A 25,395-nucleotide genomic window follows, 5' to 3' on the forward strand; every position below is an offset into this window, starting at 1 on the left:
CCGGACCGGTGCGCGGCCGCTGCACGGCTGCCGCGAGCGTGCCGCGGCGGTGGCGCCGCTTTGAGCCGGTCATGCGTTCACCGCCGTTCGTTTCGGCAGCCTCGTGAGGTTCGCGCTCGAGACCGTCAGGGCCGCCAGGAACGCGATCGCCGCGGCCGGCGCCAGCGCCGCCGCCGGAGCGACCTCCACATACGAGCGGGACTCGTTCAGCAGGAGCCCCCATTCGGGCGTCGGCGGCTGCGTGCCCAGCCCGAGGAACCCCAGCGAGGCGATCGCCAGCGCCGTCCCCGGGAGCTTCAGGACCGCGTGCCGCGCCAGCGGACCCGTGATCTCCGGCAGGACGTGCCGGACGGTGATCCACGCCGGGCTCGCGCCCAGCGCCCGCTGCGCGGTGAGGTACGAGGCGGCGCGCGCCTCCTGCGTCAGCGCCGCCGCATGGGCGGTCAGGTTCGGCCACGACACCGCCGCGACCGCGATCGTCGCCCCGGCCGTCCCCGGTCCGAGCGCCGCCGCCACGAGCACGCCGGCGAGGACCGCCGGGACCGCGTTGGCGATGTCGGCGACGCCCGCCGAGACCCGCGGAGCGAACCCGAGGCCGAGCGAGAGGGCGAACCCGAACGCGCACACCGCCACCGCCGCGCCGACCGTGTTGGCCGCGCCGTGGCCGAGCCGGGCCAGCACGTCGCGCCCGAGCGCGTCGGTGCCCAGCGGGTGCGTCCACGACGGATCGAGCAGCTTCGCGGCGACGTCCACAGTGAGCGGATCGCGCAGCAGCCCCCACACCACGATCACCGCGAGGACCGCCGCGAGCAGCGACGGGACGACATACTGCCGCGTTCCCGAAGGACCCCGCGGAGGCGCCGGCGGGCTCAAGGCGGCGTCGCGCAGGCCCGTCCCGAGCATGGCGCGCCGGGCGGCGTGCCCGATCAGCCCGGCCGTCGCCCCGAGGCACATGAGCGCGAGGACGCAGCCTTGGAGGAGCGGCAGATCCTGGGACTTGGCCGCGCCCAACGCGGTCCGGCCGATGCCGGGGACGGCGAAGATCGTCTCGACGGCGACCGCGCCGCCGGTGAGGGCGACCACGACCAGCCCGAACTGCGGCATGACGGCCGGCAGCGCGCGCCGCAGCACCCCGAGGGCGAGGCGTCCCTCGGTGACGCCCGCGGAGCGCCACAGCGCGACCCACCGCTCGTCGAACGCCCCGGGGAGGGTGTCGCCCACGAGCCTGCCGATCATCGCCCCCGCCGGGACCCCCATGGCGACGGCGGGCAGCACGAGGTTCGCGGGCCCGGCCCATCCGGACGTCGGGAGCCAGCCGAGCCACACGCCCACGACGATCAGGCCGACGGTGGCGATGAGGAATTCCGGGCACGCCACGAGGATCGCGCCGACCGCACCGCCCGGGCGGCCGTCGCCGAGGCTCCCGCGCGCGCCGCGCCACACGGTCGGGGCGCACAGCGCCGCCGCCAGCAGCAGCGCCACCGCGAGCGCGCACGCCATGAGCGTCAGCGAGGTCCCCGCACCCGAGGCCACGGCGGGCCCGACCGGATGCCCCGACACCCACGAGGTGCCGAGGTCGCCGCGGGCCAGACCCGCCGCCCACCGGCCCAGGAGCGCCAGCGGCCCCGCGTCGAGCCCGAGGTCGGCACGGATCGCGTCGAGCGCCTCAGGCGTGGCCTCCTGCTCCGCGGATCTGGCGCGGAGCACCGTGAGCGCCGGATCGTTGCGCGACAGCCACGGCAGCAGGCCGACGACGGCCAGCAGCGCCACGAGGGCGGCCAGTCGGGCGAGGACGGTCCGCACCGCTACACCAGGTGAGTCTCGGGCCCGACGAGCTCGCGCTCGCGCGGGTCCTTCCGCGATCCCGCGACGGTCGCCGCGTCGCCTTGGATGACCCGCTCGTGCAGGAGCGGGATCGCCGCGTCCGCGTTGAGGATCGCGGTCTCGGCGGCGAGCACCGCCGCGCGCCGCTCCTCGCCGGGCACGGCGGCCGAGGCCGTGTCGAGGGCGGCGTCCACGCCCGCGTCCGAGACCTGCGAGAGGTTGAACGAGCCGACCGACGCGAAGTCGGAGTACATGTAGGCGACCGGGTCGCCCGAGTCGAGCACGGTCGCCCGGGAGAGCAGGAACGCGTCGAAGGCGCCGTCGAGCGCGTCGGCCTCGATGTTGGCGTACTCGCGGATGTCGAGCTCCACAGTGAAGCCGGCGTCTTGGAGCTGCTGCTGGAGGACCTGCGCCACTTCGGGCAGTTCGGCCCGGTCGGTGAAGGTGCCCAACGTGATCACGGTTCCCGCGACCGGGGCCGCGGCGGCGGGCTCGGTGCGCCCGGCGCGTTCGGCCGCCCACGGGATGGCCGGGCCGAGCAGGCCCTCGGCGAGGTCGGCGCGGCCGTCGTAGACGCCCTCGACGAGCGCGGCGGCGTCGATCGCCTCCCGGGCGGCGGCCCGCACGCCCGGGTCGCTGAAGGGGCCGCCGGAGCAGTTCAGGTAGAGCGTGCAGGTGCGCGGCATGGGCACTTCGGTGATCTGGTCCTCCTCCAGCAGTCCCGCCTGGGAGACCGGGATGGACTCGACGATGTCGGCCTCGCCCGCGCGGAGCCGTCCGGCCCGGGCGGTGCCGTCCGGGACGAAGGACGCGTCGATCCCGGCGGCCTCGACCTCGCCGCCCCACCAGTGGTCGTTGCGGTCCAGGGCGGCCGAGACGGTGCCGTCGACCGCCGTCAGGACGAACGCGCCGGTGCCCGCGCCGACGGGGTCGACGATGTCGCCTCGGTAGGCCTTCGCGGCGAGGATCGCCAGCTGCGGCGAGGAGAGGCGGTGGGGGAGGAGCGGGTCGGCTTCGGCGGTGGCGATGGTGACCGTGTTCCCGTTCGCCTCCACGGTGAGGTCCACGCCGTCGAGGATGCGCGGCTTCGGGGCGGCCTGCGCGGCGACGGCGAGCGAGTTGGCGACCGCTTCGGCGGTGAGGGGCGTGCCGTCGTGGAACTGCACGTCGTCCCGGAGGGTGAACGTCCACGCGGGGCCGTCCTGGACCCATTCGGTGGCGAGCCACGGCAGGGCGTCGCCGTCGGCGTCGAGTACCACGAGGGTTTCGGCGGTGGCCCAGCGGGACAGCTTGAACGCGTCGTCGGTCAGCGGCGACAGACCCGAACGGGGCGGCTGCATGTGGGCGACGCGGATCCGTCCGGACGCGCCGTTCCCCTCGGGCGATTCGGAGAAGCACGCGGCCAGGCCGAGGACCGGGGCGGCGGACGCGGCCGCGATGAGCGAACGACGGGAGACGGTCAAGGGAGGACTCCAACGGGCGGGAGGGGCACGGACGATACGAAGCGGAACCATACAGAAATGAAAACCGTGTTCATTTAGTCGAGCGGCCCGACTTGGTCCGGGTCACAGAACCGAAACCGCCTCACCTGTCACGGCCCCGGGGGCGCCGCGGTCGCTCCTGGTGCGGTGGCGGCCGTTTCGCTGCGGCCGCGCCCCGGCGCTCGCGACCGTCTCCGCCCTCCCGTCCGCGGTACGGGGACGCCGTACAACCGTGACCGGACGAGCCGACGGCGGCGATGCGCCGCGGCCGTTCGTCTCCGCCGGAGCGCCGAGCTGCTCGGATTGCCGCGTCTGCATATGCGCATCTGCTTGGTATTCAAGCTCACTCGACTGCGGGCGGCCGCGTGGCCTGCGGCGACGACGTTGCGGGCGAGCGGATCGCGATGCAGGGGCACTGAGGACTCGATAATGATAATGATTTCCGTTATCATGATCGTGCACCCCGTCCCAGAACCGCGAAGGAACCCCGATGACCCTCGCCCCAGCAGTGCCGCGGACCGCCGCCCTCGCCGCGGCGCTCCTGCTGACCGCCCTCGCGGCGCCCGCTGCCGCCGAGACGACCCACGAGGGCCGCACGGTCCTCTCGGCCGGTCACACCGACGCCATGAAGGCCTACCTCGAAGGCGACCGGCTCGTCTTGCGCGTCAGCGACGACACCGGCGACACCCGAGTGGAGCGCGACCCCGAGGAGGTCCTCTTCCAGGTCCTGCCCGAGGCGGAGACGGCGATCCCGGAAGGGGGCATCCTGAGCTTCCTCGGCGAGCCGGGGGATCCGATGTGGCTGCTGCCCTTCACCCAGGACCACGACCTGCTGTGGCCGGGCTGGAGCACCGAGGCGCTGAAAGCCGGGCAGTTCCAAGGCGACCGGATCCAGATGAGCCTGGTGTCCGTCGAGGGCCCCGGCCACCTGGCCCTGTGGAGCCTCAGCAACTTCGGCTCCCCGAGCGTCCTCTTCAACTCGCGCGACGGCCTGCCGGACGCCGTCGACGTGAACGTCAACGCCCACGTCCACGCCGCGTGGGCCTTCACCGCCGAAGGCGAGTACACCCTCACCTGGAAGGTGAGCGGCACGCTCGCCGACGGCACCGCGGTCACCTCCGGAAACGTCGAGTACCGCTGGCACGTCGGCGAACTCCCCTCCGACGACCCCGGCGGCGGCGACCCCGGTGCTCCCGACCTCGGCGACCGCCTCGTCCTCGACCGCGGCCACGTCGACGTCTTCAACGCCGACGTCGACGGCGGCCGACTCGGTCTCGACGTGAAGGACGGCAGCAAGGTCCACGACGGCGAGGTCGTCCACCGCGACCCCGGTGACGTCGCCTTCCACGTCGTTCCCGACACCGAGACCACGCTGACCGAGGCGCAGCTGTCCATGCCCGGCTGGGACGTGCTCGGCGAGGCCGGCGACACCGTCTGGCTCCTGCCCGACGTCGACCAGGCCGGCAAGCTGTTCGCGGGCTGGTCGACCGAGGGCATCGCCGCCGACGAACTCGCCGAGGACCGGATCTCGCTGGCGCTCAGCGGCGCCGAAGGCCCCGGCGACCTCAAGATGTTCCAGGTGGACGACTTCGGCCAGGCCACGCTCCTGGTCGACTCCGGCGACGGCGTCCCCGACCGCATCGACACCCCCGCCAGGACGCACGCGCACGCCAACTGGATCTTCACCGAACCGGGCGTCTACACGCTCACCTGGCGGGCGGAGACCACGCTCGCCGACGGCACCCGGGTCGCCTCGGATCCCGAGGAGTACGTCTTCGTCGTCGACGAGTGGCCCGCCGACGACCCGGGCACCGGCGGCCCGGGCGGACCCGGCGGCCCCGGCGACCCCGACCTCGAGAACACCCAGACCATCACGGCCACGGTGGACACCGATACGGGCGGACTGGTCATCAGCGTCGACCCGAACGACCGCGACGTCGTCCTCCCCGCCCTGGCGCTCGACAGCACCGCCACCCGCTGGGCCGCCGAGGGCGAACTGCGCCCGGTCACCGTCACCGACACCCGCTCGGCCGACCCCGGCTGGAACGCCGCCGCACAGGTGTCCCAGTTCGCGAGCGCCGACGGCGGCTTCAGCGGCGCCCACCTGGGCTGGCTCCCCGGCGTCGTCTCCACCGGCGAGCGCCAGCAGGTCACGCCCGGCCCCGCCGTGGCGGGCCTCCTCGACGGCGGCCCCGGCCTGTCCACCTCGCAGATCCTCGCCGTAGCCACGGCCGGGTCCGGCAAGGGCACCTGCGTGCTCGACGCCGACCTCCGTCTGGACCTGCCCACCGATGTCGAGTCCGGCACCTACACCGCACTCGTCACGTTCACCGCAATCTGAACACCGAGAAGGGAACCCCCTTGCGAACCACCGCACAGTACTCGGCAGCGGCCGCTGCCGCAGCCGCCGCCGCGGTCCTCACCGCCGCTCCCGCCACCGCCGCCGAAACCCGATGCGCGATCCTGTCCGAAGGCCACGTCGACGTCTTCGGCCTCGCCTACGAGGAAGGCGAACTCGAGCTTCACGTCCACGACGGCGAGAACGACGTCGAATACGCGCCGCACGAGGTGCTCCTCCAGGTCGCCGACGAGGCCCAGACCACGGTCCCGGCCGACTACGGCTTCATCGGCGCGCCCGGCTCCAAGGTCTGGATCCTCCCCGACACCGATGTCGAGGGCCTGCTCTTCGCGGGCTGGGGCGCCGAGGAGATCGCCGCAGGCGACTTCGTCGACGACACCGTCACCTTCACCGTCCACGACGCCGAGGGCCGCGGCGACGTCGCCCTCTACACCGTGGACGACTTCGGCGGCGCGGACGTCCTGTTCGACTCCGACGAGGGCGCCGGCTCCTGGGACGCCACCGCCGGCAGCCACGGCCACATGAACTGGGCCTTCACCAAGGCGGGCCTCTACAGGTTCACCGTCGAAGCCGAAGGCGTCGACGCGGCGACCGGCGAGGCGGTCTCGACCGGCGAGGTCGACTACTGGTTCTGGGTCGAGGCCTAGTCATGCGAAACCTCACGAAACCCGCCATCGCGGCCGCCGCGCTCGGCGCCGCCGCCGCGCTCCTGTTCGCCGGGACCGCCCAGGCCGCCACCACGGTCGGTTCCGGCCACGTCGACGTGCTCGCAATCGCGTACGACGATACGGCGAACCGGCTCGATCTGGACGTGGCGTTCGCGAACGGCTCGCACGCCGAACCGGCCGACGTGCTCTTCGACGTCCACAGCGGACATCAAGTGACCACGTCCAGCGCCCAGTCCTGCCGCTGGGACGCCGGCGCCAACTGGGTCCTCCCGAGGACGCAGGCCACCGGGAAGATCTGGGCCGGCTGGAACACCGACGGCCTCGATCGGACCGACTTCGGCGGCGGCGTGCAGGCCGAACTCGTGTCCTACACCGCCCCGGCGGGCGGACACCTGGCGGTGTACGACTCGACGACCGGCACGCCCCGCCTCCACACCGACCCGGCCTGCGGCGCCGGCGCCATCGCGATCACCGAATCGCACCACCACCCGACCTGGCTCTTCACCGAGCCCGGCACGTACACGCTGACCATGCGGCTCAGCGGCACCCACGCCGTCGACGGCCCGGTGACCTCCGACCAGGTCACCTACACCTTCGACGTCGGTTAGCAGACCGAGTTCCTCCCCACAGGACGCGGGACGGTCCCCGCGCCCGGCGAAGCCCGCCAGCCGAGCATTCGCACCGCCGGGACCGTCCCGCCCCCCGACCCGAGAGTCCCCCCCGTGAAACCCATCTCCGCGTTCGGCCGCACCGTCCTGAGCGCTGCCGTGCCGACGGCCGCCCTCCTGGCGACCGTCCTCCTCGCCGCGGGCGGCGCCACCGCCCAAGCGACGACCGAGGAGGAGCCCGCCGCCGTCACCTGGGGCGTCAACCCGTCCGGCCAGGACGGACCGGACGGCCGCGCCGCCTTCGACTACGCGCTCGACCCCGGCGCCACCCTCGTCGACTTCGTCGGCGTCTCCAACTTCGGCACCGAGCCGATCACGGTGCAGCTGTACGCGTCCGACGCCTACACGACCGAGACCGGCGCCTTCGACCTCCTGCCCTCGGACGAGGCGCCGATCGACGTCGGATCGTGGATCGGCTTCAACGAGCAGACGCTCGCCATCGCCCCCGGAACCCGGCTCGACGTGCCCTTCGCGCTCACCGTCCCGGCCGACGCCACCCCCGGCGACCACGTGGGCGGCATCGTCGCGGCCGTCGTCGAGGCGGCCACCGACGCGAGCGGCAACGAGATCCTCGTCGAGCGGCGCGTGGGCGCCCGCGTCCACCTCCGCGTCTCCGGCGAACTCGACCCCGAGCTCACCCCCGAGCTCGGCCACGTGAGCTACCACTACGAGTGGAACCCGGTCGAGCCCGGATCGGTCTCCTTCGAGTACGCCGTCGAGAACGCGGGCAACGTGCGCCTCCAAGGCCGACTCGTCGCCCGGATCGGCGGCCCCTGGGACCTGCTCGCGCACGAGGTCGTCCTCGCGGAGCTGCCCCAGATCCTCCCCGGCGACCGGTTCGAGGGCACCGCCGAGATCGACGCCGTCTGGCCGCTCGCGTACCTGGACGCGGCACTGATCGTCCGCCCCGAACCGGTCGACGAGGCCGACACGGCGTCCCGGCTCATACCCCGCAGCGAGGAGGCGGGCCTGTGGGCGCCGCCATGGCCGCAGGCGGCCGTCGCCGCCGCGGCGGCCCTGCTGATCGGGATCGCCGTCAAGACCCGCAAGCGGAAGCGCCGCAACCGCACGCGCGTCGCCGCCGAACCCGCCCCGGAGCCCCCTCCCGCCGACGAAGGCGACCGCACGCCCGAGCCTCCCGCCGAACCCGCGGACGCGGCCGACACCGCACCCGGTGAAGCCGCACCCGCCCCGGACCCCGCCGCCGCGCACCCGAAGGAGCCCACCGCCCCATGAGCCACCGCACCGCGCGCCGCGCCGCCACGACACACCCGCGCGCCCTCGCCGCCCTGGCCGCGGCCGTGCCGCTCGCCCTGACCGGGTGCTCGGCCTCCGCGGACGCCGACGGCCTGCAAGTCGTCGTCACCACCGAGATCATCAAGAACTGGACCGAGATCGTCGGCGGCGACCGCGTCGCCGTCGAGACCGTCGTCCCGCCCGGAGGCGACCCGCACTCCTACGAACCCAGCCCCAACGACGCCGCCAAGGTCGCCCGCGCCGATCTCGCGTTCACCAACCACCTGCTGCTCGAAGACCACCCGCTCATCAAGCTCTTCGACGCCAACGTGCCCCAAGACGCCCCCAACCTCTCCCTCGCCGAGAACGCCGAACCCTACGGCGCCAAGCTCATCCCGCTCGTCGAGGACGTCGGCCTCGACGTCGTCTGGCTCGGGTTCGGCGTGCGAGGCGAGACCGAGACCCGCACGGCCGAGACCGGCATCCGCCTCACCGAGGCGACCGGTCCGGGCGAGGTCGCCATGTTCCTCACCGACGCCTTCGGGACCCCCGAGATCTACTGGAACACCGCCGACGGCCTCACCGACGCCGACGTGATCACCCTCCCGCCCGAGGCGCACACCCACGTCAACTGGACCTTCACCGAGCCCGGCGTGTACGAGCTGACGACCGAGGCCACGGTCGCCGACGACGGACGGACCGCCGAGATCGGCGAAGCCGCCTTCACGTTCGCCGTCGGAGTCAACCCCCGCGAGGTCCGCGAGGGCGCGACGATCCTCGACGACGGCCACACCGACATCACCGCCGACCTCGACACCGAGCGCTTCGTGGTCCGCGACGACGAGCGCGGCGACCTCGCGCCCGCCGACGTGGTCATCGACGTGCCCACCCGCTCCCTCGAGGCGATCCCCGACGCCGAGGCCTTCGCGTTCCTCGGCGAGCCGGGCCAGGAGCTCTACCAGCTGCCGCAGGCGGTGCTCGGCAAGCACGTCCACGGCGAGATCGACCCGCACCTGTGGCAGAACGTCGCCAACGCCAAGGCCTACGTCGGGGTGATCGCCGACGCGCTCATCGAGATCGATCCCGACGGCCGCGACGCCTACGAGGCCAACCGCGACGCCTACCTCGCCGAGCTCGACGAGCTCGACGCCGAGGTCGCGGCCGCGATCGAATCCATCCCGGAGGCGAACCGCCAGCTCGTGACCACGCACGACGCCTTCGGCTACCTCGCCGACCGCTACGGCATGCAGGTCGCCGGGTTCGTCGTCCCCAACCCCGCCGCCGAACCCAGCGCCAAGCAGGTCGAGGCCCTCACCGAGACCATCGCCGACCTGCAGGTCCAGGCCGTGTTCGTGGAACCGAACCTCCACGCCCGCGCCGGAGTCCTCCGCCAGGTCGCCGAGGACCAGGGCGTCCAGGTGTGCACCCTCCACGGCGACGCCCTGCCCGAAGACGCACCCACCTATATCGACATGATGCGGCAGAACGCCTCCGAGCTGAGCCGCTGCCTGGGAGGAAACTGATGCAGCACCGACCGAAGCGCCGCGCCGCGGCGCTCACCGGAGCCGTCGCACTGGCGGCCGGTCTCACCGCGGGCGCGCCCGCGAACGCGCAGACCCCCGAGGGGCGAGCCGCCGAAGGACTCGCGGCGCTCGCGACCTCCGGCTCCCGGCTGGAGATCGACGCCCCCGCCGCGCTGGAGACGACCCCCTCGATCGTCCCCGAACGCGAGGACTTCGCGTTCCTCGGCGAGCCGGGCGACCTCGTCTGGCTCGCCGGGACCACCGACGGGCAGACGTTCCCGACCCTCGACGCGAGCGACGCCGACACCGACGTCACCCTCGCACTGGAGAAGACCGGCGGACCGGGTGAGGCCCGGCTCTACACGTTCGAAGGCGCCGGCTTCGCCGATCCGCTCGCCTCCACCGCGGACGGCGGCTCGTTCACCCTCGCAGCGGGGACCACCACCCCCGTCGTCCTCGCCGTCGACGAGCCCGGACAGTACACACTGGAACTCATCGCCCGCGGGGAGGGCACGGCCGAGCGCTCCGCGCCCGCCGCGGTGACCGCCGCCTACCGCCTCACCGCCGAGGACGTCACCGCCGCGGAGGCGCAGGCGATCGTCGTCGGCGACGGCGCCTCCCAGGACGACGGCGCCACCGGCGGCGCGCAGGCGGCCGCCTCATGCGAGGTGGTCGGCGACGGCCATGTCGACATCGGCCCCCGCTTCGTCGACGGCGAGTGGACCGTCCAGTTGCGCGACGACCGCGCCGCCGAGTCGGTCTGGCGCGACCTCGCCGACACCGTCGTCCACGTGCCCGACGCGGCCCGGTTCCCCATCCCCGAAGGCGACTACGGCTTCCTCGGCGAGCCCGGCCGGGAGATCTACATGCTCCCGCAGGTCCAGGCCTCCGGGATCGTCTGGCCCGGCTGGAACACCCAGGACCCGAGCGTGATCGAGGCCGTCCCCGGCTCGGTCGACTGGAACCTCACCGCCGTCGACGGGCCCGGCGCGTTCACCCTGTTCCTCACCGGCACCTTCGGCGGCGCCGACATCCTGTTCGACTCGGCCGACGCCCTGCCCCAGACCGTCGCGGTCCCGCGCAACACCCACGCCCACGGCAACTGGACCTTCTCCGAAGCCGGGATCTACCGCCTGAGCATCGAGTTCACCGCCACCACCGCCGACGGCGAGACGGTGACCGACAGCGCCGAGATCCAGCTCGCCGTCGGCGACGCCACCGACCCGAGCGACGCCTGCACCGGCGGCGGCAGCGGCTCGGGCGGCGACGACGACGAGGACGACGAGGGCGGCTTCCTGCCCACCACGGGCACCGGCTGGCTCCTGTGGGGGCTCGGCGCGGCCGCGCTCGCCGTCATCGTCGGCGCCGTGATCATGGCCGCCACCCGCAAGCGCCGCACCGTCGAGGGCACCGCGGACAGCGCTGCGGGAGGCAAGGCCGCCGGAGGCCCCGATGCGCGCTGATTCGCTGCTCCTCGAAGGCCTCACGGTCTCGCTCGGCGGCCGCCCCGTCCTCGACGGGATCGACCTCGCGGTCGCCCCCGGGGAGACCGTGGGCCTCATCGGCCCCAACGGCGCCGGCAAGACCACGCTGCTGCGGGCCGTGCTCGGCCTGGTCAAACCCGACGCGGGCGCCGTCGTCGCAGGCCTCGGCCGACCCGGCTACGTCCCGCAGAAGCACGAGTTCACCTGGGACTTCCCGATCACCGTCGCCGGAGCGGTCCGCAACGCCCGCTCAGGCGGCCGCCGGCCGGGCCGATCCCTGACCGGCGGGCTTCGCCGGAGGGCGGCTCGGAACCGCGCCGACCGCGAGGCCGCCGCCGAGGCCCTCGACCGGGTCGGTCTCGCCGACCTCGCCGGACGGCCCGTAGGGGAGCTGTCCGGAGGGCAACGCCAGCGCGTCCTCGTGGCACGCGCACTCGCCCGCCGTCCGAGCCTGCTGCTCCTCGACGAGCCGTTCACCGGCGTGGACGTGCCCACGCAGGAACTGCTCACCGCGCTCCTCGCCCGACTCGCCCAGGAAGGCACCGCCGTGCTCATGACCACCCATGACCTCGCCCAGGCCCGCGCGACCTGCTCACGCCTGTGCCTGCTCAACCGCACCGTGATCGCCGACGGCCCGCCCGAGTCCCTCTCCGACCCCGATCTGTGGCTGCGCGCCTTCGGCGTCGCCGCTTCCGGCGAGCTCAAGGCGCTCTTGGCCGGGACCGAGGCGGCGGCATGATCGAGTGGCTGGTCGAGCCCTGGTCGCACCTGTTCATGCAGCGGGCCTTCGCGGTCGCCGTCATGTCCGCGATCGTGTGCGTCGCGGTGGGCGCGTTCGTGGTGCTGCGCGGCATGGCCTTCATCGGCGACGCGGTGGCGCACGCGGTCTTCCCGGGCGTCGCGATCGGCTTCGTCCTGCACATCAACCTGGCGTTGTCCGGAGCCGTGGCGGGGGTGGCGACGGCCCTGGCGATCGTCCTCATCAGCCAGACGCGCCGGCTGAAGGAGGACACCGTGATCGGGATCTTCTGGGCCGCGGCGTTCGGCCTGGGCATCGTGGTGGTCTCGACGCAGGAGTCCTACACCGGCGACTTGACGTCGTTCCTGTTCGGGCAGATCCTGGCGCTCGGCGACGCCGACGTGGCCCTGGTGGGAGCGGTCGGGGCGGTCTTGCTGCTCGCCGTGTTCCTGCTGCGCCGCCAGTTCATCGCGGTGAGTCTCGACCGCGAGACCGCCCGCGCCTCGGGTCTGCCGGTGCTCGCGCTCGACATGGCCCTGTACGTGATGGTCACGGTGGCGATCGTGATCTCACTCCAGGCGGTGGGGAACATCCTGGTGCTGGCGCTGCTGGTCACTCCCGCCGCGGCGGCGCGGCTGCTCACGGACCGGCTCGGGCCCATGGTGCTCGCGGGATGCGCGGTGGCGGCGTTCGGGGCCGTGGCGGGCCTGTACCTGTCGTTCCACTACAACCTGGCGGCCGGGGGCCTGATCGTCCTGGTGATCACCGGCGTCTTCCTGCTGGCGTGGGTGTTCGCCCCCCGCCACGGTCTGGTGTCGCGCTGGGCGGGGCGGCGCGCGGCCGCGGTCAGCGCCAGGCGGTGACTTCGAGTTCGCGGGTGGTGCCGAGGTCGATCGAGTGCTCGGGCACGACCGTCTGGAGCGGCGAGCCCTCGGCGTACCCGACGTTGAGCTCGGTCGCCTCCACCGTGTCGGCCGGATCGCTCGATTCGACCTTGTTGCGCCACAGCATGCCGGCGCTCACCGATTCGCCGGGGGCGACGGTGATCGGGGTGGGCCCGGGGTCCTGCAGCGTGTCCGAGCCCTCGCGGACCTCGACGGCGATGGGGGCGGCGTTCACGAGGACCTCGATCTGCGGATACCCGTTCACCTCGATGTCCTCCGTGCCGCAGTTGACGAGGTCGATGCCGGTGGCGCGGATGCCCATGGCGGCGTTCATGCCCGAGACCGCGACCCGGAAGCCCTCCTCCGGGCAGGGCGCCGCGGTCGGGGCCTCGGTGGCCGGCTCGGTCGGTGCCGCCGGCTCGGTCGAGCCCGGCCCGGTGGGCTGCCAGGCGCCCAGGTCGAGCACGTGGCCGGCGTCCAGTGTGACCGGTTCGGCGAGCGTGAGCTCGTATCCGGCGTACACCGGCAGGGCGTTGACGAGGAACCGGTCGACCTCCAGGACCTCGCCGGCGCCGGTCGCCACGGTCCATGACAGCGGCGCGACCGCGCCCTGACCGGGCTCCAGGGTGATCGACTCGGGGATGTTGGCGTCGCGAGACGCGACCACGTTCCCGCCGTCGACGCCGACCTGCGGCATGGAGTCGAGCACCAGCGGGGCTTCGCCGCAGTTGACCAGGCCGATCGCCATGAAGGTGCGGTCGGCGACTTCGCCCGTGGGCGTGAGCGAGAGCTGCACGCCGTGCTCGTCGCAGTCGGTGGCGCCGACGGCGCCGCTCGCCTGCGGTTCCGCTGCGCCGACGCCGCACGCCGACAGCGCCAGCGTGAGGAGGCTCGCGAGCAGGATCAGTTGCCGGGGGGCGCGTCGCATACGGGAGGACTCCTCGAGATCGGCCGAAGGGGCGCGTCGCCGCCCCTTGCTATACGCGCGGCCCCTACGCTCCGGTTGCCCGGGGGACCTGGATGATGAGCACGGTCAGGTCGTCGGTGCGGACGAAGCCGCCGCCCTGGAAGTCGGCTTTGAGCTTGCGGTGCAGCTGTTCGGGGTCGCGGACGCCCGAGGCGACGTGGGCGTCGACCCTCGCGATGAGGGGGAACGTCCGCCCCTCGGCGTTGCGGGCCTCGGCGATGCCGTCGGAGTAGGCGACGACGAGGTCGCCGGGCATGAGCGTCGCCTCGCGGATCTCGGTCCGGTGGACCGCGAAATCGGCCAGGCCGAGCGGCGGCATCGGCCGCGCCGACAGCGGTGTGGCGCTGCCGCGGACCAGCAGCGGCGCGGGATGTCCGCACAGGACGACCCGGACGGTGTCGAGCCCGGGGGTCATCTCGATGAGCGCGGCGGTGGCGAAGGTCTGCGACCATTCGTCGTGGCGGCGGTTGTGGAGGCGCACGCGCCGCTCCATGCGGGCGGCCAGCGTCGCCAGATCCGGGTCGTCGAGCGCGCGCTCCCTGAACGTCCCCAGGAGCGAGTCCGTGAGATGGACGGTGGCGAGGTCGTGGCCCTGGACGTCGCCAACGACGGCGCGGACCCCGAACTCGGTGTCCTGCACGTCGTAGAAGTCGCCGCCCACCAGGCCCGGACTGCCCTCCGCGGTCCGGTAGGCGACGGCCACGCGCGCGCCCCCGATGCGCTCGGGCAGATCGGGCAGGATCGCGCCCTGGACGGTCTCGGCCACCAGGGTCATGTCGAGCAGGCGCATGACGATCCGGTTCCTGATCCAGGCGAGGGCCGTGCACAGCAGGCCGACGAACGCGATCGGCGCCAGGTCGCTCCAGCCGCTCTCCGGATAGGGGAGGAACCCGAGCGCCCCGGACCCGGCGCTGACGAGGGCGGCGACGACGAGCGTCGCGGTCGCGGTCGCGATGGGCCCGTTGACCAGGGCGGTGAAGGCGGGCAGGAGGACCAGCGCGTAGTTCGCGTACGGGACCATGACGGGGGTGACGAGGGCGATCGGCAGGGTCACGCCGAGCAGGAGGAACGGGAGCAGTCGCAGCAGCAGGGCCGAACCGGGGTGGCCGGAGGTGATGCGGTCCCACGGCGTCTCGGGGCGGACATAGGACCGGACGTAGCCCTGCATGTCGGCGGCGGCGCGCACGGTGCCCTTCACCAAGTGAGCGTATGCGGGTCCGATGCGGACCGAAGCGAGAAACGCCGAAAGCGGACGCGGGCCCCTCCGGTCCGCTTCGCGTCGTCCGTCGCCTGCCGTACCGCGCGAACGGCAGAGCCCATGCTCCTCTCCCGGTCGAGGCCGTTGCGCACCGTGCCGTCCACGCCGTCGCCGGTCACGGCCCCGCCCGATCGCGGCGGCGTGCCCGGCGCACCGCGCGAGGACCGGACACCGGGTCCGACCAGCCGGCACGGCGCCGGCGTCCCGTCTGCCGGGACCGGCGTTGACGGTCCCGAACCCTGCAATCTATATTTCCCATAGATTTAGTAGAGATTGAGTCCGGTCATCGCTCGGAAGGCTTCCACGTGCGCACCCTCGTCCTCCTCGGCATCGTCGGCCTGGCCGCCCAACTCGTCGACGGCAGCCTCGGCATGGCCTACGGCGTCACCTCCACCACCCTGCTCCTCGCCGTCGGCGCCAACCCCGCCGCCGCCTCGGCCACCGTCCACCTCGCCGAGATCGGCACGACCCTCGCCTCCGGCGCCTCGCACTGGCGCTTCGGCAACGTGGACTGGAAGGTCGTCCTCAAGATCGGCATCCCCGGCGCGATCGGCGCCTTCGCGGGCGCTACGGTCCTGTCGCGGCTCTCCACCGAGGTCGCCGCCCCGGTCATGTCGATCATCCTGCTCTCCCTCGGCCTCTACCTGCTCATCCGCTTCGCCCTGCGGGGCCTGGACCGCAAGAACCTCGGCAAGCCGCTGCGCAAGCGATTCCTGACCCCGCTCGGCCTCGTCGGCGGCTTCCTCGACGCCACCGGCGGCGGCGGGTGGGGCCCGGTCGGCACGCCCGCGCTGCTCGCGAGCGGCCGCATCGAACCCCGCAAGGTCATCGGCTCGATCGACACCTCCGAGTTCCTCGTCGCGCTGGCCGCCTCGATCGGCTTCCTCGTCGGCATCGGCAGCGCCGGCATCGACTTCGCCTGGGTCGCGGTGCTCCTGCTCGGCGGCCTCATCGCCGCGCCGATCGCCGCCTGGCTGGTCCGCCGCGTCCCGCCGCGCGTCCTCGGCTCCGCGGTCGGGGGCGTCATCGTCCTCACCAACACCCGCTCGCTGCTGCGCAGCGACTGGATCGCCGCCCCCGCGGGGGTCGCCGTGGCCGTGTGCATCGCCGTCCTCGTCGTGTGGATCGCGGCGGTCGCCTACTCGGTGCGCCGCCACCTCGACGAACGCGACCTCGGCGGCCCGGTCCTCGACGAGGTCCGCCCCCGTCCCGGCGACGATCTCGGCTCGGGTGAGCCCGGCGTCGACCGGGCCGAGCACCTGGCGGTCGAGCCCGCCTGACCCGCGTCTTCCGGGCCCGCGCCGGCGACGGCGCGGGCCCGGGCCGTGTCCGCCGGCGTCCGCCGAACTGTCCCTATTGGATTTGGATGACGACGCGAAGGTGAACTTCAAGTAGCATGTTGCCTCAACGTGGCCGTGAGCCGGACCGTTGGAGGCGCCGTGACGCAGTTCTACCAGGCATTGCTCCGAGACGGGGGACAGCGGCTCGGGCCGCGACTGCGGCGCTGCTTCGCCGCCTGGGCGGGCATCGAGGACGACGGCGCCCCCCACAGTGAACACTCGCGCGGACGCACCCGGATCGCCTTGGCCGACAGCGAGGCCTGCGGTCGCTACACCCATGACGTGCCCACCGGCGGCGGGCGGCTCCGCACCACCGCCACCTGGGCTGCGGGCCGCAAAGGCGCCCCGAGCTGGGTCCGCGTCACCGTCGAAGGCGACCTCGACGAGGCCGCGGTGACCGCGCCCGGATTCATGGGACCGTTCCTCGCCACCGGCCGCGCCACCGACGGGGCCGTGCCCGTCGAAGCCGGGCCCCACCTCGTCGGCCCCGAGGAGGTCAAGGAGCTCACCCGGTGGCTCGCCCATCCCGACCGCGCCGTCCCGATCATCGTCCTCACCGTCGACCGCAACGAATCCGGCCTGGTCACCGCCTGCGCCGACCACCTCGCCGAGGCGCTCGCGGGCGTCGCCGTCGTCGCGCGCCTCTACGACGCCCGCACCCAGGACGACCTCAACGCCTGGCTCGGCCCCGACCTCTCGGTGTTCGGCGGCGGCCTGCGCACCTATCTGCCCGGCCTGCGACCGGGCGAGGAGTCCTACGCGATGCGCCACCAGCCCCGAGGCGGCAGTGCCATCCGCGACCAGGGGGTCCGCGCGCTCGGCGTGGTCGTCTCCGGCGTCGTCGAGCTCTCGGTCCACCGCCCGCTGCCCGTCGACGTGCGCCAGAGCGAACCCCGCGTCGGCCGCGTCCTCGCCGGCGCGCTCGCCCCCGCCGATCTCCACGCGCCCCCGCCCACTCCGGCCGCGATAGCCGTGCCCCGCGCCGCGAAGGTCCCCCGACCGCGTGAGACCTCGGCTCCCACCGCACCGGTCGAGACCCCCGCCCGCACCGCACCGGTCGAGACCCCCGGCCCGCCGGTCCCGACCGCCTCCCCGTCCGAGACCGCCGATCCGCGCTCGGAAGGCCCCGAACCCGCCGGTCCCGACGGCCTCGCCGACCAGATCGCCGCGAAGCTCGCCGACCACCTCGAGGACGGCGTCCTCGAAGCGCTCGTCGACATGGCCCGCGGCGGCGACTCCGAGACCACCGCGCTCATCAAGACCATGTCGGCCCACCTCGATGCCCTCACCCGCGCCGTCGAGTCCGCCGGTCTCCTCGGCGCGAGCGGCCCCGACCAGGAGCTCGAACGACTCCGCCGGCAATACGATCAGCTCGAACTCGACTTCGTGGAGCTCCAGGAGCGCGACCGCAAAGCCCAGGACCGGATCCGCTGGCTCGAAGGCCGCCTCGCCGAGCACGCCGACCCCGTCTACGGCGTCCAGAGCGACCCCGACCCCGAAGGGCCCTGGGAGGCCGAGAGCCTCATGGACGTCGTCCAGCGCGCCCGCAAACGGCTGCGGCGCCTCGACCTGCCCGACGCCCTCGACACCGAGGTGTCCAAACTCGACGTCACCTACCCGCGGGAGCGCCGGCGCTGGACCGGCCGGGCCTGGGACGCCCTGCGCGCCCTCGACGCCTACGCCGCCGCCCGGGCCGAGGCCCGCTTCACCGGCGGCTTCTACGACTGGTGCAGCCGGCCCCTGCCCGGCGCGCCCATCATCACCCCGGCCATGGTGTCGATGAAGGAGTCCGACTCGGTCTCGGACAACCCCAAGTTCTACCGGGCCCGCATCTTCCGCGTCCCCGCCGAGATCGACCCCTCCGGCAGCGTCTACATGCCCGCGCACATCAAACTGCAGCCGGTCGGCTCGCCCGCGCCCCGGATGCACTTCCTCGACGACGCCGGCGGGACGACGGGCAAGATCTGGATCGGCTACCTGGGGGACCACCTGCCGAACACGCGCACCAACTGAACCGCGGTGCGCCGTCCGCCGGCCCGGCCGGCCGGTCACGTAGGCTCGGGAGCGAACCGGGAGGAGGCGCCGATGGACTTCATGCGCCGCAACGCGAGGTGGATCGCCCTACTGGCGCTCGTGGCGATGGCGACGCCGTTCCTCGCCCAGGGACTCAACACCCTGTTCGCCGTCGACACGTTCCTCGTGGTCATGATCCTCTTCGCGGCCACGATCATCGCCGTCGTGGTCCTCGCCCGGTCGCCGAGCGACGAGGACTGAAGCCCTCACCGGATCGCGAAACCCGTCAACCCCTCCGAGCGCTCCTCGACCGTCTCGACGCGGTCGACCTCGGCCTGCGGCGGACCGTGCCGCATCCACGCCGCCATCGCCTCGACCTGCGCCGCCGTCCCTTCGAACACGGCCTCGACCGTGCCGTCCGCGCGATTGCGCACCCACCCGGCCAGCCCGAGCGCCTGCGCTTCGCGGCGGCATTCGACCCTGAAGCAGACGCCCTGCACGCGTCCTTCCACGATCATCCGTCGCCGCGGCATCACCGCCCCCTTCCCGCCGATGCCCCGGAAGTGTAGTGATCCCGCCTCCGCTCCGCGGGCCGACCGGCGGACCGCCCGCCCACTAGGCTCGGCACCATCACCCCTTGGCCGCGCACTCCTCGAGGAGCACTCATGGCACGCCGCAGACGACCCCTCTTCGCCCGCTGGTATCCGGCCGCCGCCGCCGAGCTGGAGGCCCGCGGCCTCGCCGAGCAGCGCGCACGCCTCCTCGCCCCGGTCGCCGGCCGCGTCCTGGAGATCGGCTGCGGCTTCGGCGCCAACTTCCCCCACTACCCCGACGCGGTCACCGAACTGGTCGCCGTCGAACCCGAGCCGAACTTCCGCGACCTCGCCCGCGAACGCGCCGACGAACTGGGACTGCGGGTCACGATCGTCGACGGCGCCGCCGAATCGCTGCCCGTCGAGAGCGGCTCCTTCGACGCCGTCGTCGCCACCGCCGTCCTGTGCTCGGTCGACGACCAGGCCGCCGCGCTGGCCGAGATCATGCGCGTGCTCGAACCCGGCGGCGCGCTGATCGGCTTCGAGCACATCGCCTCCCCGGGTCGCGCACGGCGCGTGGGGGAGCGGGTCCTCGACGCGGTGATCTGGACGCGCCTGAACGGCGGCTGCCACCTCTCGCGCGACACGCGCGCCGCGATCGAGGCCGCGGGCTTCCAGACCGACGACCTCCGCGTCGAACGCTTCGCCTTCCTGCCGTTCCCCGTCTCGAAGAGCCCGCACCTGGTCGGCGCCGCCCGCAAACCCGGAGAGCGGTTCCGCTTACGCGATGCGGCCGTACGCCTTGAGCGTCCGCAGGTTCGCGGCGGTGAGGTGCCCGCCCCATTCGTGGGCGACCACGGGCGTCCACATCGGGAAGTTCGGCGCCCAGCCGCCGTCCTCGTTCTGGGCGTCGATCAGGACGTCCAGGTGCAGGTCGATCTCGTCGTCGCTGAAGAGCGCGCGCCCCAGGGCCTCCGGCCGCGGGGCGAGGTCGAGCGGGGTGTGGACGTGGCCCTCCGCGTCCGGGTCGATCGCCGCCGCGGCCCGGAGGGGCTCGCGCAGCCGCCGGAACTCGGCCTCGGCGCGCTCGCGGTCGGGGACGCGTTCGAGGAAGGCCAGCACGCACCTCGCGTCGTACGCCTCGATCTCGGTCAGCTCGGCGATCGTGCGCCAGCAGAACTCGGTGGCCGGGCCGATCCACGGGTGCGCGACGCCGTGGGCGTGGAGCAGCCCGACGACCGGCGCGGTCGGGTTCAGCGCCGCCGGGGGCGACTCGCCCTGCGGCTGCCACCACGGGGCGCGCTCGTCGTCGACGACGCTCGGGAGCACCCACGGCACCCCGCCCTCCTCGGTGCTGTTCGCCTCGAGCCACGCGCACGCGCTCAGGACGATCGCCTCGTCGAACGCGCCGACGTCGTCCAGCGCCCACAGCGCCGTCTCGACGCCCTGCGGCTGGCTGCCCGTGCCGCGCAGGTCCGGTTCGATGGCGCTGCCGAAGCCGCCGTCCGGATTCTGGTACGCGCGCACCGCGTGCAGCACCGGGCTGACCGGGCCGTCGTGGAAGCGGTAGGCGAAGCGGGCCCGGTCGATGAGGCGGGCATTGAGGATCAGGTACCGCTCGGCGGCGGCGAATGCGGCGTGGTGGAGCGTCTGCAAAGGGAACCCCTCAGTCCGGTGTCGAACTCCCCGACCGTAGCCGAGGGGTGCGACGGCGTCAGCCGATCGCGCGCTCGAAGGCCGCGTAGACCTCGTCGGTGAACAGCACGAAGCGGATGTCGTCCACGGTCGTCGCGGTCTCGCGGACGGCGGCCACCGCGATCTCGGCCGCCGAGTCGACGGGCCAGCCGTATACCCCTGCGGAGACGGCCGGAAACGCGATGGAGGCGGCCCCGAGATCGTCGGCGACCCGCAGGGACTCGCGGTAGCAGGAGGCCAGGAGCGCGCTGCGGTCCTCGGTCGCGGAGTAGACCGGGCCGACGGTGTGGACGACCCACCGGGCCGGCAGCCGTCCGGCGGTGGTCGCCGCGGCCTGGCCGGTGGGCAGGCCGCGCCCGTACCGGGTGTCGCGGAGCCGTCGGCACGCTTCGAGGATCTCCGGCCCGCCCGCGCGGTGGATCGCCCCGTCCACGCCGCCGCCGCCCATGAGGCTGGAGTTGGCGGCGTTGACGATCGCGTCGACGTGGACTCGGGTGATGTCGCCTTGGTGGATCGAGATGGCCATGCCCGCATTCAAACACGTGAGGGCGGCTCGACCGCCGCGGACGCCGTTTCGACGCCCCGGACCGTCCGCGGCAGTAACGTTCGAGGTCAGGACCCCTGTCGTCGATCCGTGACCTGCGCACGCCCCCGGAACGCGTTGACAATGCCACAAGCAACCATGTATAACCAATGAAAGCCAAATGAAACGGGGGTGAAACCACATGTTCGCGGAAGAGCGCCGGCAGCGCATCGCCGAACGCGCCCGCGCCGAGGGCCGCGTCGACGTCACCGCCCTCGCGGCCGCCTTCGACGTCACCACCGAGACCATCCGCCGCGACCTCACCGCCCTCGAACGCCAAGGCGTCGTCAAGAAGGTCCACGGCGGCGCGATCCCGCTCGAACGGCTCGGCTTCGAGCCGACCGTCGCGGCCCGCGACACCGTGCAGACCGCCGCCAAGGAGCGCATCGCCGCCGCCGCGCTGGCCGAGGTCCCCGACGAGGGCGCCATCCTCCTCGACGCCGGCACCACCACCGCCCGCATCGCCGAGGCCCTGCCCGCGGACCGCGAGCTCACCGTCGTCACCAACTCCGTCCTCATCGCCTCCCTCCTCGCCGCCAAACCGCGCCTGACGGTCCTCATCGTCGGCGGCAAGGTGCGCGGCCGCACCATGGCCGCCGTCGACGACTGGGCCCTGCGGGCCCTCGCCGACACCTATGTGGACGTGGCCTTCGTGGGCGCCAACGGCATCAGCGTCGAACGCGGCCTGACCACCCCGGACACCGGCGAGGCCGCCGTCAAGCGCGCCATGATCGGCGCCGCCCGCAAGACCGTCGTCACCGCCGACCACACCAAGGTCGGCAACGACTGCCTCGCCCGCTTCGGCACCCTCGACCAGGTGGACGTGTTCGTCACCGACACCGGCCTCGACGCGGACCTCGCCGCCGATCTCGAGGCCGCCGACCTGAAAGTGGTGCGCGCATGATCGTCACCGTCACCGCCAACCCGAGCCTGGACCGCACGATCGAGGTCCCGCGGCTCCGACGCGGCGAAGTGCAGCGGGCCGCCGGCATCCGCGTCGACCCGGGCGGCAAGGGCGTCAACGTCTCCCGCGCGCTCGTCGCCCACGGCCGCGCCACCCGCGCGGTCCTCACCACCGGCGGCCACGCCGGGACCGAGCTCATCGACCTCCTCGCCGAAGCGGGCGTGCCGGTCATCGACGTGCCCGTCTCCCGAAGCATCCGCTCGAACCTCACCATCGCCGAGGCCGACGGCACCGTCACCAAGCTCAACGAGGCCGGCCCCGCCCTGCGCGCCGAAGAGATCGAAGAGCTCCTCGCCGCCGCGATCGCCGCCCCGCCGAACTACGACGAGCAGTCGCCCTCCAGCAGCATCGACCGCCCCACCGCCTGGATCGCCGGATGCGGGAGCCTCCCGCCCGGCGTCGGCGCCGACTTCTACGCCGACCTCGTCGAACGCGCTCACGACGCCGGAGCCAAGGCCGCGGTCGACACCTCGGGCCCGGCGCTCGACGCGTGCCTCGCCGCCCGCCCCGACCTCGTCAAACCCAACCTCGACGAACTCGCCGAGGCCGCCCGCGTGCCCATCAGGACGCTCGGCGACGCCGTCGCCGCCGCCGAGGCCCTCCGCGCCGCCGGAGCCGCCGCGGTCCTCGCCAGCCTCGGCCCGGACGGCGCGATCCTCGTCGACCACACCGGCGTCACGCACGCGCGGGCCCCGCTCGCCGGGTCCGTCGCCAGCACCGTCGGCGCCGGCGACGCCGCCCTCGCGGGCTTCCTCGCCGCCGGAGGCCGCGGCCCGGAGGCGCTCACCGCGGCCGTCGCCTGGGGCACCGCCGCGGTGTCCCTGCCCGGCAGCATCATGCCCGCCCCCGACGACATCGACCTCGACGCCGTCGTGGTCACCCGATCCCCGGACCACGGCCGGGTCTTGAGCTGAGCGACAGGAGCAACCGCAATGTCCGATCTCATCACTGCAGAGCTGGTCGACCTCGACCTCACCGGGGCCGACCGCCACGAGGCCACCGGGAAGCTCGCCGCGCTCCTCGCACAGGCCGGGCGCGTCACCGACGTCGACGGCTTCCTCGCCGACGTCCGCGCCCGCGAAGCGCAGATGCCCACCGGCATCGAAGGCGGCATCGGCATCCCGCACGCCCGCAGCGCCCACGTCACCGCGCCGAGCCTCGCCTTCGGCCGGTCCGCCGAAGGCGTCGACTTCGGCGCCGACGACGGCCCCGCCGACCTCGTATTCCTCATCGCCGCCCCCGCGGGCGGCGCCTCCGACCACATGACCATCCTCGCGTCCCTGGCGCGCAAGCTCATCCACCAGGACTTCAAGACCGCCCTCCGCGAAGCCCCCGACGCGGCGGCGGTCGCCGCCCTCATCACGAACGCGCTCGGATAGCAGCGCACCGCCCGGAAGAAGGTGCTCGAACAATGAAGCTCGTGGCAGTCACCTCGTGCCCCACCGGCATCGCCCACACGTACATGGCCGCCGAAGCGATCGAACAGGCCGCCAAGGACGCCGGGCACGAGATCCACGTCGAGACCCAGGGCGCCGCCGGCGCCGAAGCGCTCGACCCGCAGTGGATCGCCGAAGCCGACGCGGTCATCTTCGCCGCCGACGTGGACGTCCGGGACAAGGAGCGCTTCGCCGGCAAACCGGTCGTCTCCGCCGGCGTCAAGCGCGGCATCAACCACGCCGCCGACATGGTCGCCGAAGCCGTGGAGAAGGCCCAGGCCGCACCGGACTCCGGACCCGTCGCCCCCGCGCCCGCGGCACCGGCCGGGCCCCGACTCGGCCCCGGCGCGAAACTGCGCCTCTGGCTCATGACCGGCGTGTCCTACATGCTGCCGTTCGTCGCCGCCGGCGGCATCCTCATCGCCCTCGCGTTCGTCTTCGGCGGCGCCGAAGTGGCGAACCAGGTCAACGGCGGCGAATTCGAAGGCGTCGACTACGAGGCCATCACCGACCCGACCCGGATCCTCGACCAGGTCGGCATCACCGGGGTCCTCTTCTACATCGGCGGACTCGCGTTCTCGATGCTCGTGCCGATCCTCGCCGGGTTCATCGCCTTCGGCATGGCCGACCGCATGGGCATCGCCCCCGGCGTCGTCGGCGGCCTCATCGCCGTCAACGTCGGCGCGGGCTTCCTCGGCGGTCTCGTCGCGGGCCTCCTCGCCGGCGCGATCGTCATGGCGCTCAAACTCATCAAGGCCGACCAGGCGTTCTCCGGCATCATGCGGATCGTCGTGATCCCGCTCGTGAGCGTCTTCGCCGTCGGCTTCATCATGCTCGTCCTCGTCGGCAAGCCCATCGCGACCGCCCAGACCTGGCTCACCGACTGGCTCGCCGGACTCTCCGGCGTCAACGCCGTCCTGCTCGGCCTGCTGCTCGGCGCCATGATGGGCTTCGACCTCGGCGGCCCGGTCAACAAGGTCGCCTACCTGTTCGGCGTCGGCGCGCTCGCCAGCGGCGACTTCACCGTCATGGCCGCCGTCATGGCCGCGGGCATGGTCCCGCCGCTCGGCCTCGCGCTCGCCACGGTGGTCCGCTCCAAGCGGTTCAGCCAGGCCGAACGCCAGTCCGGCAAGGCCGCGTGGCTCCTGGGGGCCTTCTTCATCACCGAAGGCGCGATCCCGTTCGCCGCCGCCGACCCGCTGCGGGTCATCCCGTCCACCGTCGTCGGCGGCGCCGTCGCCGGCGCGGTCTCGATGGCCTTCGGCTCCACGCTGCGGGCCCCGCACGGCGGCGTCTGGGTCCTGCCGCTCATCGGCAACCCGGGCGGCTTCATCATCGCGATCCTCGCCGGGACCGCCGCGACGTGCCTGTGCGCCGTCGCCCTCAAGACCGCCTGGCGTTCCAAGGCCGCCGAAACCGCCGACGACCAGGCACTGGTCGCCATCTAACCCAACGGAGAAGGAAGAGTCATGCCCGAACGCACCGTCGTCGTCGCCTCCGAAGTGGGCCTCCACGCCCGGCCCGCCGCCCTCTTCGTGCAGGCCGCCGCCGCGCAGCCCGTCGACGTCACCATCGGCAAGCCCGACGGGGAACCGGTCGACGCCCGCTCGATCCTCTCCGTCATCGGCCTCGACGCCAAAGGCGGCGAACCGGTCGTCCTCCGCGCCGAGGGCGAGGGCGCCGAAGCGGCCCTCGACGCCCTCGAAGCCGTGCTCGCCACCGACCACGACGCCTAGGAGC

At 73.4% G+C, this 25,395-nt stretch carries 21 protein-coding genes and 2 pseudogenes; 16 read left to right on the forward strand and 7 right to left on the reverse strand.

Going from position 1 to position 25,395, the window contains the following annotated elements:
- Positions 1–69 precede the first annotated feature (69 nt).
- Together K3N28_RS08465 and K3N28_RS08470 are read right to left on the reverse strand one after the other, a co-directional pair.
- Positions 70–1,803 (reverse strand): ABC transporter permease subunit, encoded by a 1,734-nt coding sequence (locus K3N28_RS08465; RefSeq protein ID WP_228092054.1) that lies wholly within the window; start codon positions 1,801–1,803, stop codon positions 70–72.
- Positions 1,804–1,805: 2 nt separating this feature from the next.
- Positions 1,806–3,338, reverse strand: a complete 1,533-nt coding sequence (locus tag K3N28_RS08470; RefSeq protein WP_374209723.1) for an ABC transporter substrate-binding protein — start codon at positions 3,336–3,338, stop codon at positions 1,806–1,808.
- 457 nt (positions 3,339–3,795) lie between these two features.
- Here K3N28_RS08470 and K3N28_RS08475 point away from each other — a divergent pair, with 457 nt between their 5' ends.
- The 8 genes from K3N28_RS08475 to K3N28_RS08510 all read left to right on the forward strand — a co-directional run bounded on the left by K3N28_RS08475 (position 3,796) and on the right by K3N28_RS08510 (position 12,845).
- Complete coding sequence (locus K3N28_RS08475) at positions 3,796–5,646, forward strand: choice-of-anchor M domain-containing protein (protein ID WP_228092056.1); 1,851 nt, start codon at positions 3,796–3,798, stop codon at positions 5,644–5,646.
- Between the two features lie 20 nt (positions 5,647–5,666).
- Positions 5,667–6,311, forward strand: coding sequence for a choice-of-anchor M domain-containing protein (locus tag K3N28_RS08480; protein WP_228092057.1), 645 nt, complete (start codon positions 5,667–5,669; stop codon positions 6,309–6,311).
- 2 nt (positions 6,312–6,313) lie between these two features.
- Positions 6,314–6,940: a choice-of-anchor M domain-containing protein gene (locus K3N28_RS08485; protein WP_228092058.1), complete on the forward strand. Its 627-nt coding sequence runs from the start codon at positions 6,314–6,316 to the stop codon at positions 6,938–6,940.
- 114 nt (positions 6,941–7,054) lie between these two features.
- Complete coding sequence (locus K3N28_RS08490; protein ID WP_228092059.1) at positions 7,055–8,236, forward strand: WxL protein peptidoglycan domain-containing protein; 1,182 nt, start codon at positions 7,055–7,057, stop codon at positions 8,234–8,236.
- Positions 8,233–9,759 carry an anchored repeat ABC transporter, substrate-binding protein gene (locus K3N28_RS08495; protein ID WP_228092060.1) on the forward strand — a complete coding sequence of 509 codons (1,527 nt, stop codon included), beginning with the start codon at positions 8,233–8,235 and terminating at the stop codon, positions 9,757–9,759. Before K3N28_RS08490 ends, K3N28_RS08495 begins: the two co-directional genes overlap by 4 nt.
- The gene (locus K3N28_RS08500) at positions 9,759–11,222 is read left to right on the forward strand and encodes a TIGR03773 family transporter-associated surface protein (protein WP_228092061.1); all 1,464 of its coding nucleotides are present in this window, start codon (positions 9,759–9,761) and stop codon (positions 11,220–11,222) included. Before K3N28_RS08495 ends, K3N28_RS08500 begins: the two co-directional genes overlap by 1 nt.
- Positions 11,212–11,982: an anchored repeat-type ABC transporter ATP-binding subunit gene (locus tag K3N28_RS08505; RefSeq protein WP_228092062.1), complete on the forward strand. Its 771-nt coding sequence runs from the start codon at positions 11,212–11,214 to the stop codon at positions 11,980–11,982. Before K3N28_RS08500 ends, K3N28_RS08505 begins: the two co-directional genes overlap by 11 nt.
- A complete protein-coding gene (locus tag K3N28_RS08510; protein WP_228092063.1) occupies positions 11,979–12,845 on the forward strand; it encodes an anchored repeat-type ABC transporter permease subunit in 867 nt (288 codons plus the stop codon). The genes K3N28_RS08505 and K3N28_RS08510 overlap by 4 nt, the downstream gene beginning before the upstream one ends.
- Here K3N28_RS08510 and K3N28_RS08515 read toward each other — a convergent pair.
- The gene (locus K3N28_RS08515) at positions 12,829–13,794 is read right to left on the reverse strand and encodes a DUF4232 domain-containing protein (RefSeq protein WP_228092064.1); all 966 of its coding nucleotides are present in this window, start codon (positions 13,792–13,794) and stop codon (positions 12,829–12,831) included. The two genes, K3N28_RS08510 and K3N28_RS08515, sit on opposite strands and share 17 nt — an antisense overlap.
- A 64-nt stretch (positions 13,795–13,858) precedes the next feature.
- Complete coding sequence (locus tag K3N28_RS08520) at positions 13,859–15,031, reverse strand: PP2C family protein-serine/threonine phosphatase (RefSeq protein WP_228092065.1); 1,173 nt, start codon at positions 15,029–15,031, stop codon at positions 13,859–13,861.
- Between the two features lie 365 nt (positions 15,032–15,396).
- Here K3N28_RS08520 and K3N28_RS08525 point away from each other — a divergent pair, with 365 nt between their 5' ends.
- The 3 genes from K3N28_RS08525 (at position 15,397) to K3N28_RS08535 (ending at position 18,705) form a co-directional block, all read left to right on the forward strand.
- A complete protein-coding gene (locus tag K3N28_RS08525; protein WP_228092066.1) occupies positions 15,397–16,371 on the forward strand; it encodes a sulfite exporter TauE/SafE family protein in 975 nt (324 codons plus the stop codon).
- 159 nt (positions 16,372–16,530) lie between these two features.
- Positions 16,531–18,444 (forward strand): hypothetical protein, encoded by a 1,914-nt coding sequence (locus tag K3N28_RS08530; protein WP_228092067.1) that lies wholly within the window; start codon positions 16,531–16,533, stop codon positions 18,442–18,444.
- 72 nt (positions 18,445–18,516) lie between these two features.
- Positions 18,517–18,705 carry a hypothetical protein gene (locus K3N28_RS08535; RefSeq protein WP_228092068.1) on the forward strand — a complete coding sequence of 63 codons (189 nt, stop codon included), beginning with the start codon at positions 18,517–18,519 and terminating at the stop codon, positions 18,703–18,705.
- Positions 18,706–18,710: 5 nt separating this feature from the next.
- Here the strand turns inward: K3N28_RS08535 and K3N28_RS23520 are convergent, their stop codons facing one another.
- Positions 18,711–18,977, reverse strand: a complete 267-nt coding sequence (locus K3N28_RS23520; protein WP_374209734.1) for an acylphosphatase — start codon at positions 18,975–18,977, stop codon at positions 18,711–18,713.
- A gap of 132 nt (positions 18,978–19,109) precedes the next feature.
- On the opposite strand from K3N28_RS23520, the pseudogene K3N28_RS23525 reads away from it, so the two are divergent.
- Positions 19,110–19,595: pseudogene (locus K3N28_RS23525) on the forward strand (class I SAM-dependent methyltransferase); the annotation flags it as partial.
- A 162-nt stretch (positions 19,596–19,757) separates the two neighbouring features.
- Here the strand turns inward: K3N28_RS23525 and K3N28_RS08545 are convergent.
- Both K3N28_RS08545 and K3N28_RS08550 read right to left on the reverse strand, forming a co-directional pair.
- Positions 19,758–20,633 (reverse strand): hypothetical protein, encoded by an 876-nt coding sequence (locus K3N28_RS08545; protein WP_228092070.1) that lies wholly within the window; start codon positions 20,631–20,633, stop codon positions 19,758–19,760.
- Positions 20,634–20,691: 58 nt separating this feature from the next.
- Positions 20,692–21,198 (reverse strand): O-acetyl-ADP-ribose deacetylase, encoded by a 507-nt coding sequence (locus K3N28_RS08550; protein ID WP_228092071.1) that lies wholly within the window; start codon positions 21,196–21,198, stop codon positions 20,692–20,694.
- Between the two features lie 199 nt (positions 21,199–21,397).
- Between K3N28_RS08550 and K3N28_RS08555 the strand changes: the two genes are divergently transcribed.
- From K3N28_RS08555 to K3N28_RS08575, 4 genes and pseudogenes are all read left to right on the forward strand, one after another.
- On the forward strand, positions 21,398–22,159 hold the full coding sequence (locus K3N28_RS08555) for a DeoR/GlpR family DNA-binding transcription regulator (protein ID WP_228092072.1): 762 nt from the start codon (positions 21,398–21,400) through the stop codon (positions 22,157–22,159).
- Positions 22,156–23,133, forward strand: a complete 978-nt coding sequence (locus K3N28_RS08560) for a 1-phosphofructokinase family hexose kinase (RefSeq protein WP_228092073.1) — start codon at positions 22,156–22,158, stop codon at positions 23,131–23,133. The genes K3N28_RS08555 and K3N28_RS08560 overlap by 4 nt, the downstream gene beginning before the upstream one ends.
- Before the next feature lie 18 nt (positions 23,134–23,151).
- Positions 23,152–25,103: pseudogene (locus K3N28_RS08570) on the forward strand (fructose-specific PTS transporter subunit EIIC).
- Positions 25,104–25,124: 21 nt separating this feature from the next.
- Positions 25,125–25,391, forward strand: a complete 267-nt coding sequence (locus K3N28_RS08575; RefSeq protein WP_228092076.1) for an HPr family phosphocarrier protein — start codon at positions 25,125–25,127, stop codon at positions 25,389–25,391.
- The last annotated feature ends 4 nt before the right edge of the window (positions 25,392–25,395 follow it).

Source organism: Glycomyces sp. TRM65418 (assembly GCF_019710475.1).
Taxonomy (GTDB): domain Bacteria; phylum Actinomycetota; class Actinomycetes; order Mycobacteriales; family Micromonosporaceae; genus Glycomyces.

Excerpts from the sequence above, each read along its gene's own strand:
- K3N28_RS08470 (WP_374209723.1), bottom strand. The coding sequence starts at position 3,338 with ATGGTTCCGCTTCGTATCGTCCGTGCCCCTCCCGCCCGTTGGAGTCCT.
- K3N28_RS08510 (WP_228092063.1), top strand. The coding sequence starts at position 11,979 with ATGATCGAGTGGCTGGTCGAGCCCTGGTCGCACCTGTTCATGCAGCGG.
- K3N28_RS08575 (WP_228092076.1), top strand. The coding sequence starts at position 25,125 with ATGCCCGAACGCACCGTCGTCGTCGCCTCCGAAGTGGGCCTCCACGCC.
- K3N28_RS23520 (WP_374209734.1), bottom strand. The coding sequence starts at position 18,977 with ATGCCGCGGCGACGGATGATCGTGGAAGGACGCGTGCAGGGCGTCTGC.
- K3N28_RS08505 (WP_228092062.1), top strand. The coding sequence starts at position 11,212 with ATGCGCGCTGATTCGCTGCTCCTCGAAGGCCTCACGGTCTCGCTCGGC.
- K3N28_RS08555 (WP_228092072.1), top strand. The coding sequence starts at position 21,398 with ATGTTCGCGGAAGAGCGCCGGCAGCGCATCGCCGAACGCGCCCGCGCC.
- K3N28_RS08475 (WP_228092056.1), top strand. The coding sequence starts at position 3,796 with ATGACCCTCGCCCCAGCAGTGCCGCGGACCGCCGCCCTCGCCGCGGCG.
- K3N28_RS08560 (WP_228092073.1), top strand. The coding sequence starts at position 22,156 with ATGATCGTCACCGTCACCGCCAACCCGAGCCTGGACCGCACGATCGAG.
- K3N28_RS08500 (WP_228092061.1), top strand. The coding sequence starts at position 9,759 with ATGCAGCACCGACCGAAGCGCCGCGCCGCGGCGCTCACCGGAGCCGTC.
- K3N28_RS08535 (WP_228092068.1), top strand. The coding sequence starts at position 18,517 with ATGGACTTCATGCGCCGCAACGCGAGGTGGATCGCCCTACTGGCGCTC.
- K3N28_RS08515 (WP_228092064.1), bottom strand. The coding sequence starts at position 13,794 with ATGCGACGCGCCCCCCGGCAACTGATCCTGCTCGCGAGCCTCCTCACG.
- K3N28_RS08495 (WP_228092060.1), top strand. The coding sequence starts at position 8,233 with ATGAGCCACCGCACCGCGCGCCGCGCCGCCACGACACACCCGCGCGCC.
- K3N28_RS08485 (WP_228092058.1), top strand. The coding sequence starts at position 6,314 with ATGCGAAACCTCACGAAACCCGCCATCGCGGCCGCCGCGCTCGGCGCC.
- K3N28_RS08550 (WP_228092071.1), bottom strand. The coding sequence starts at position 21,198 with ATGGCCATCTCGATCCACCAAGGCGACATCACCCGAGTCCACGTCGAC.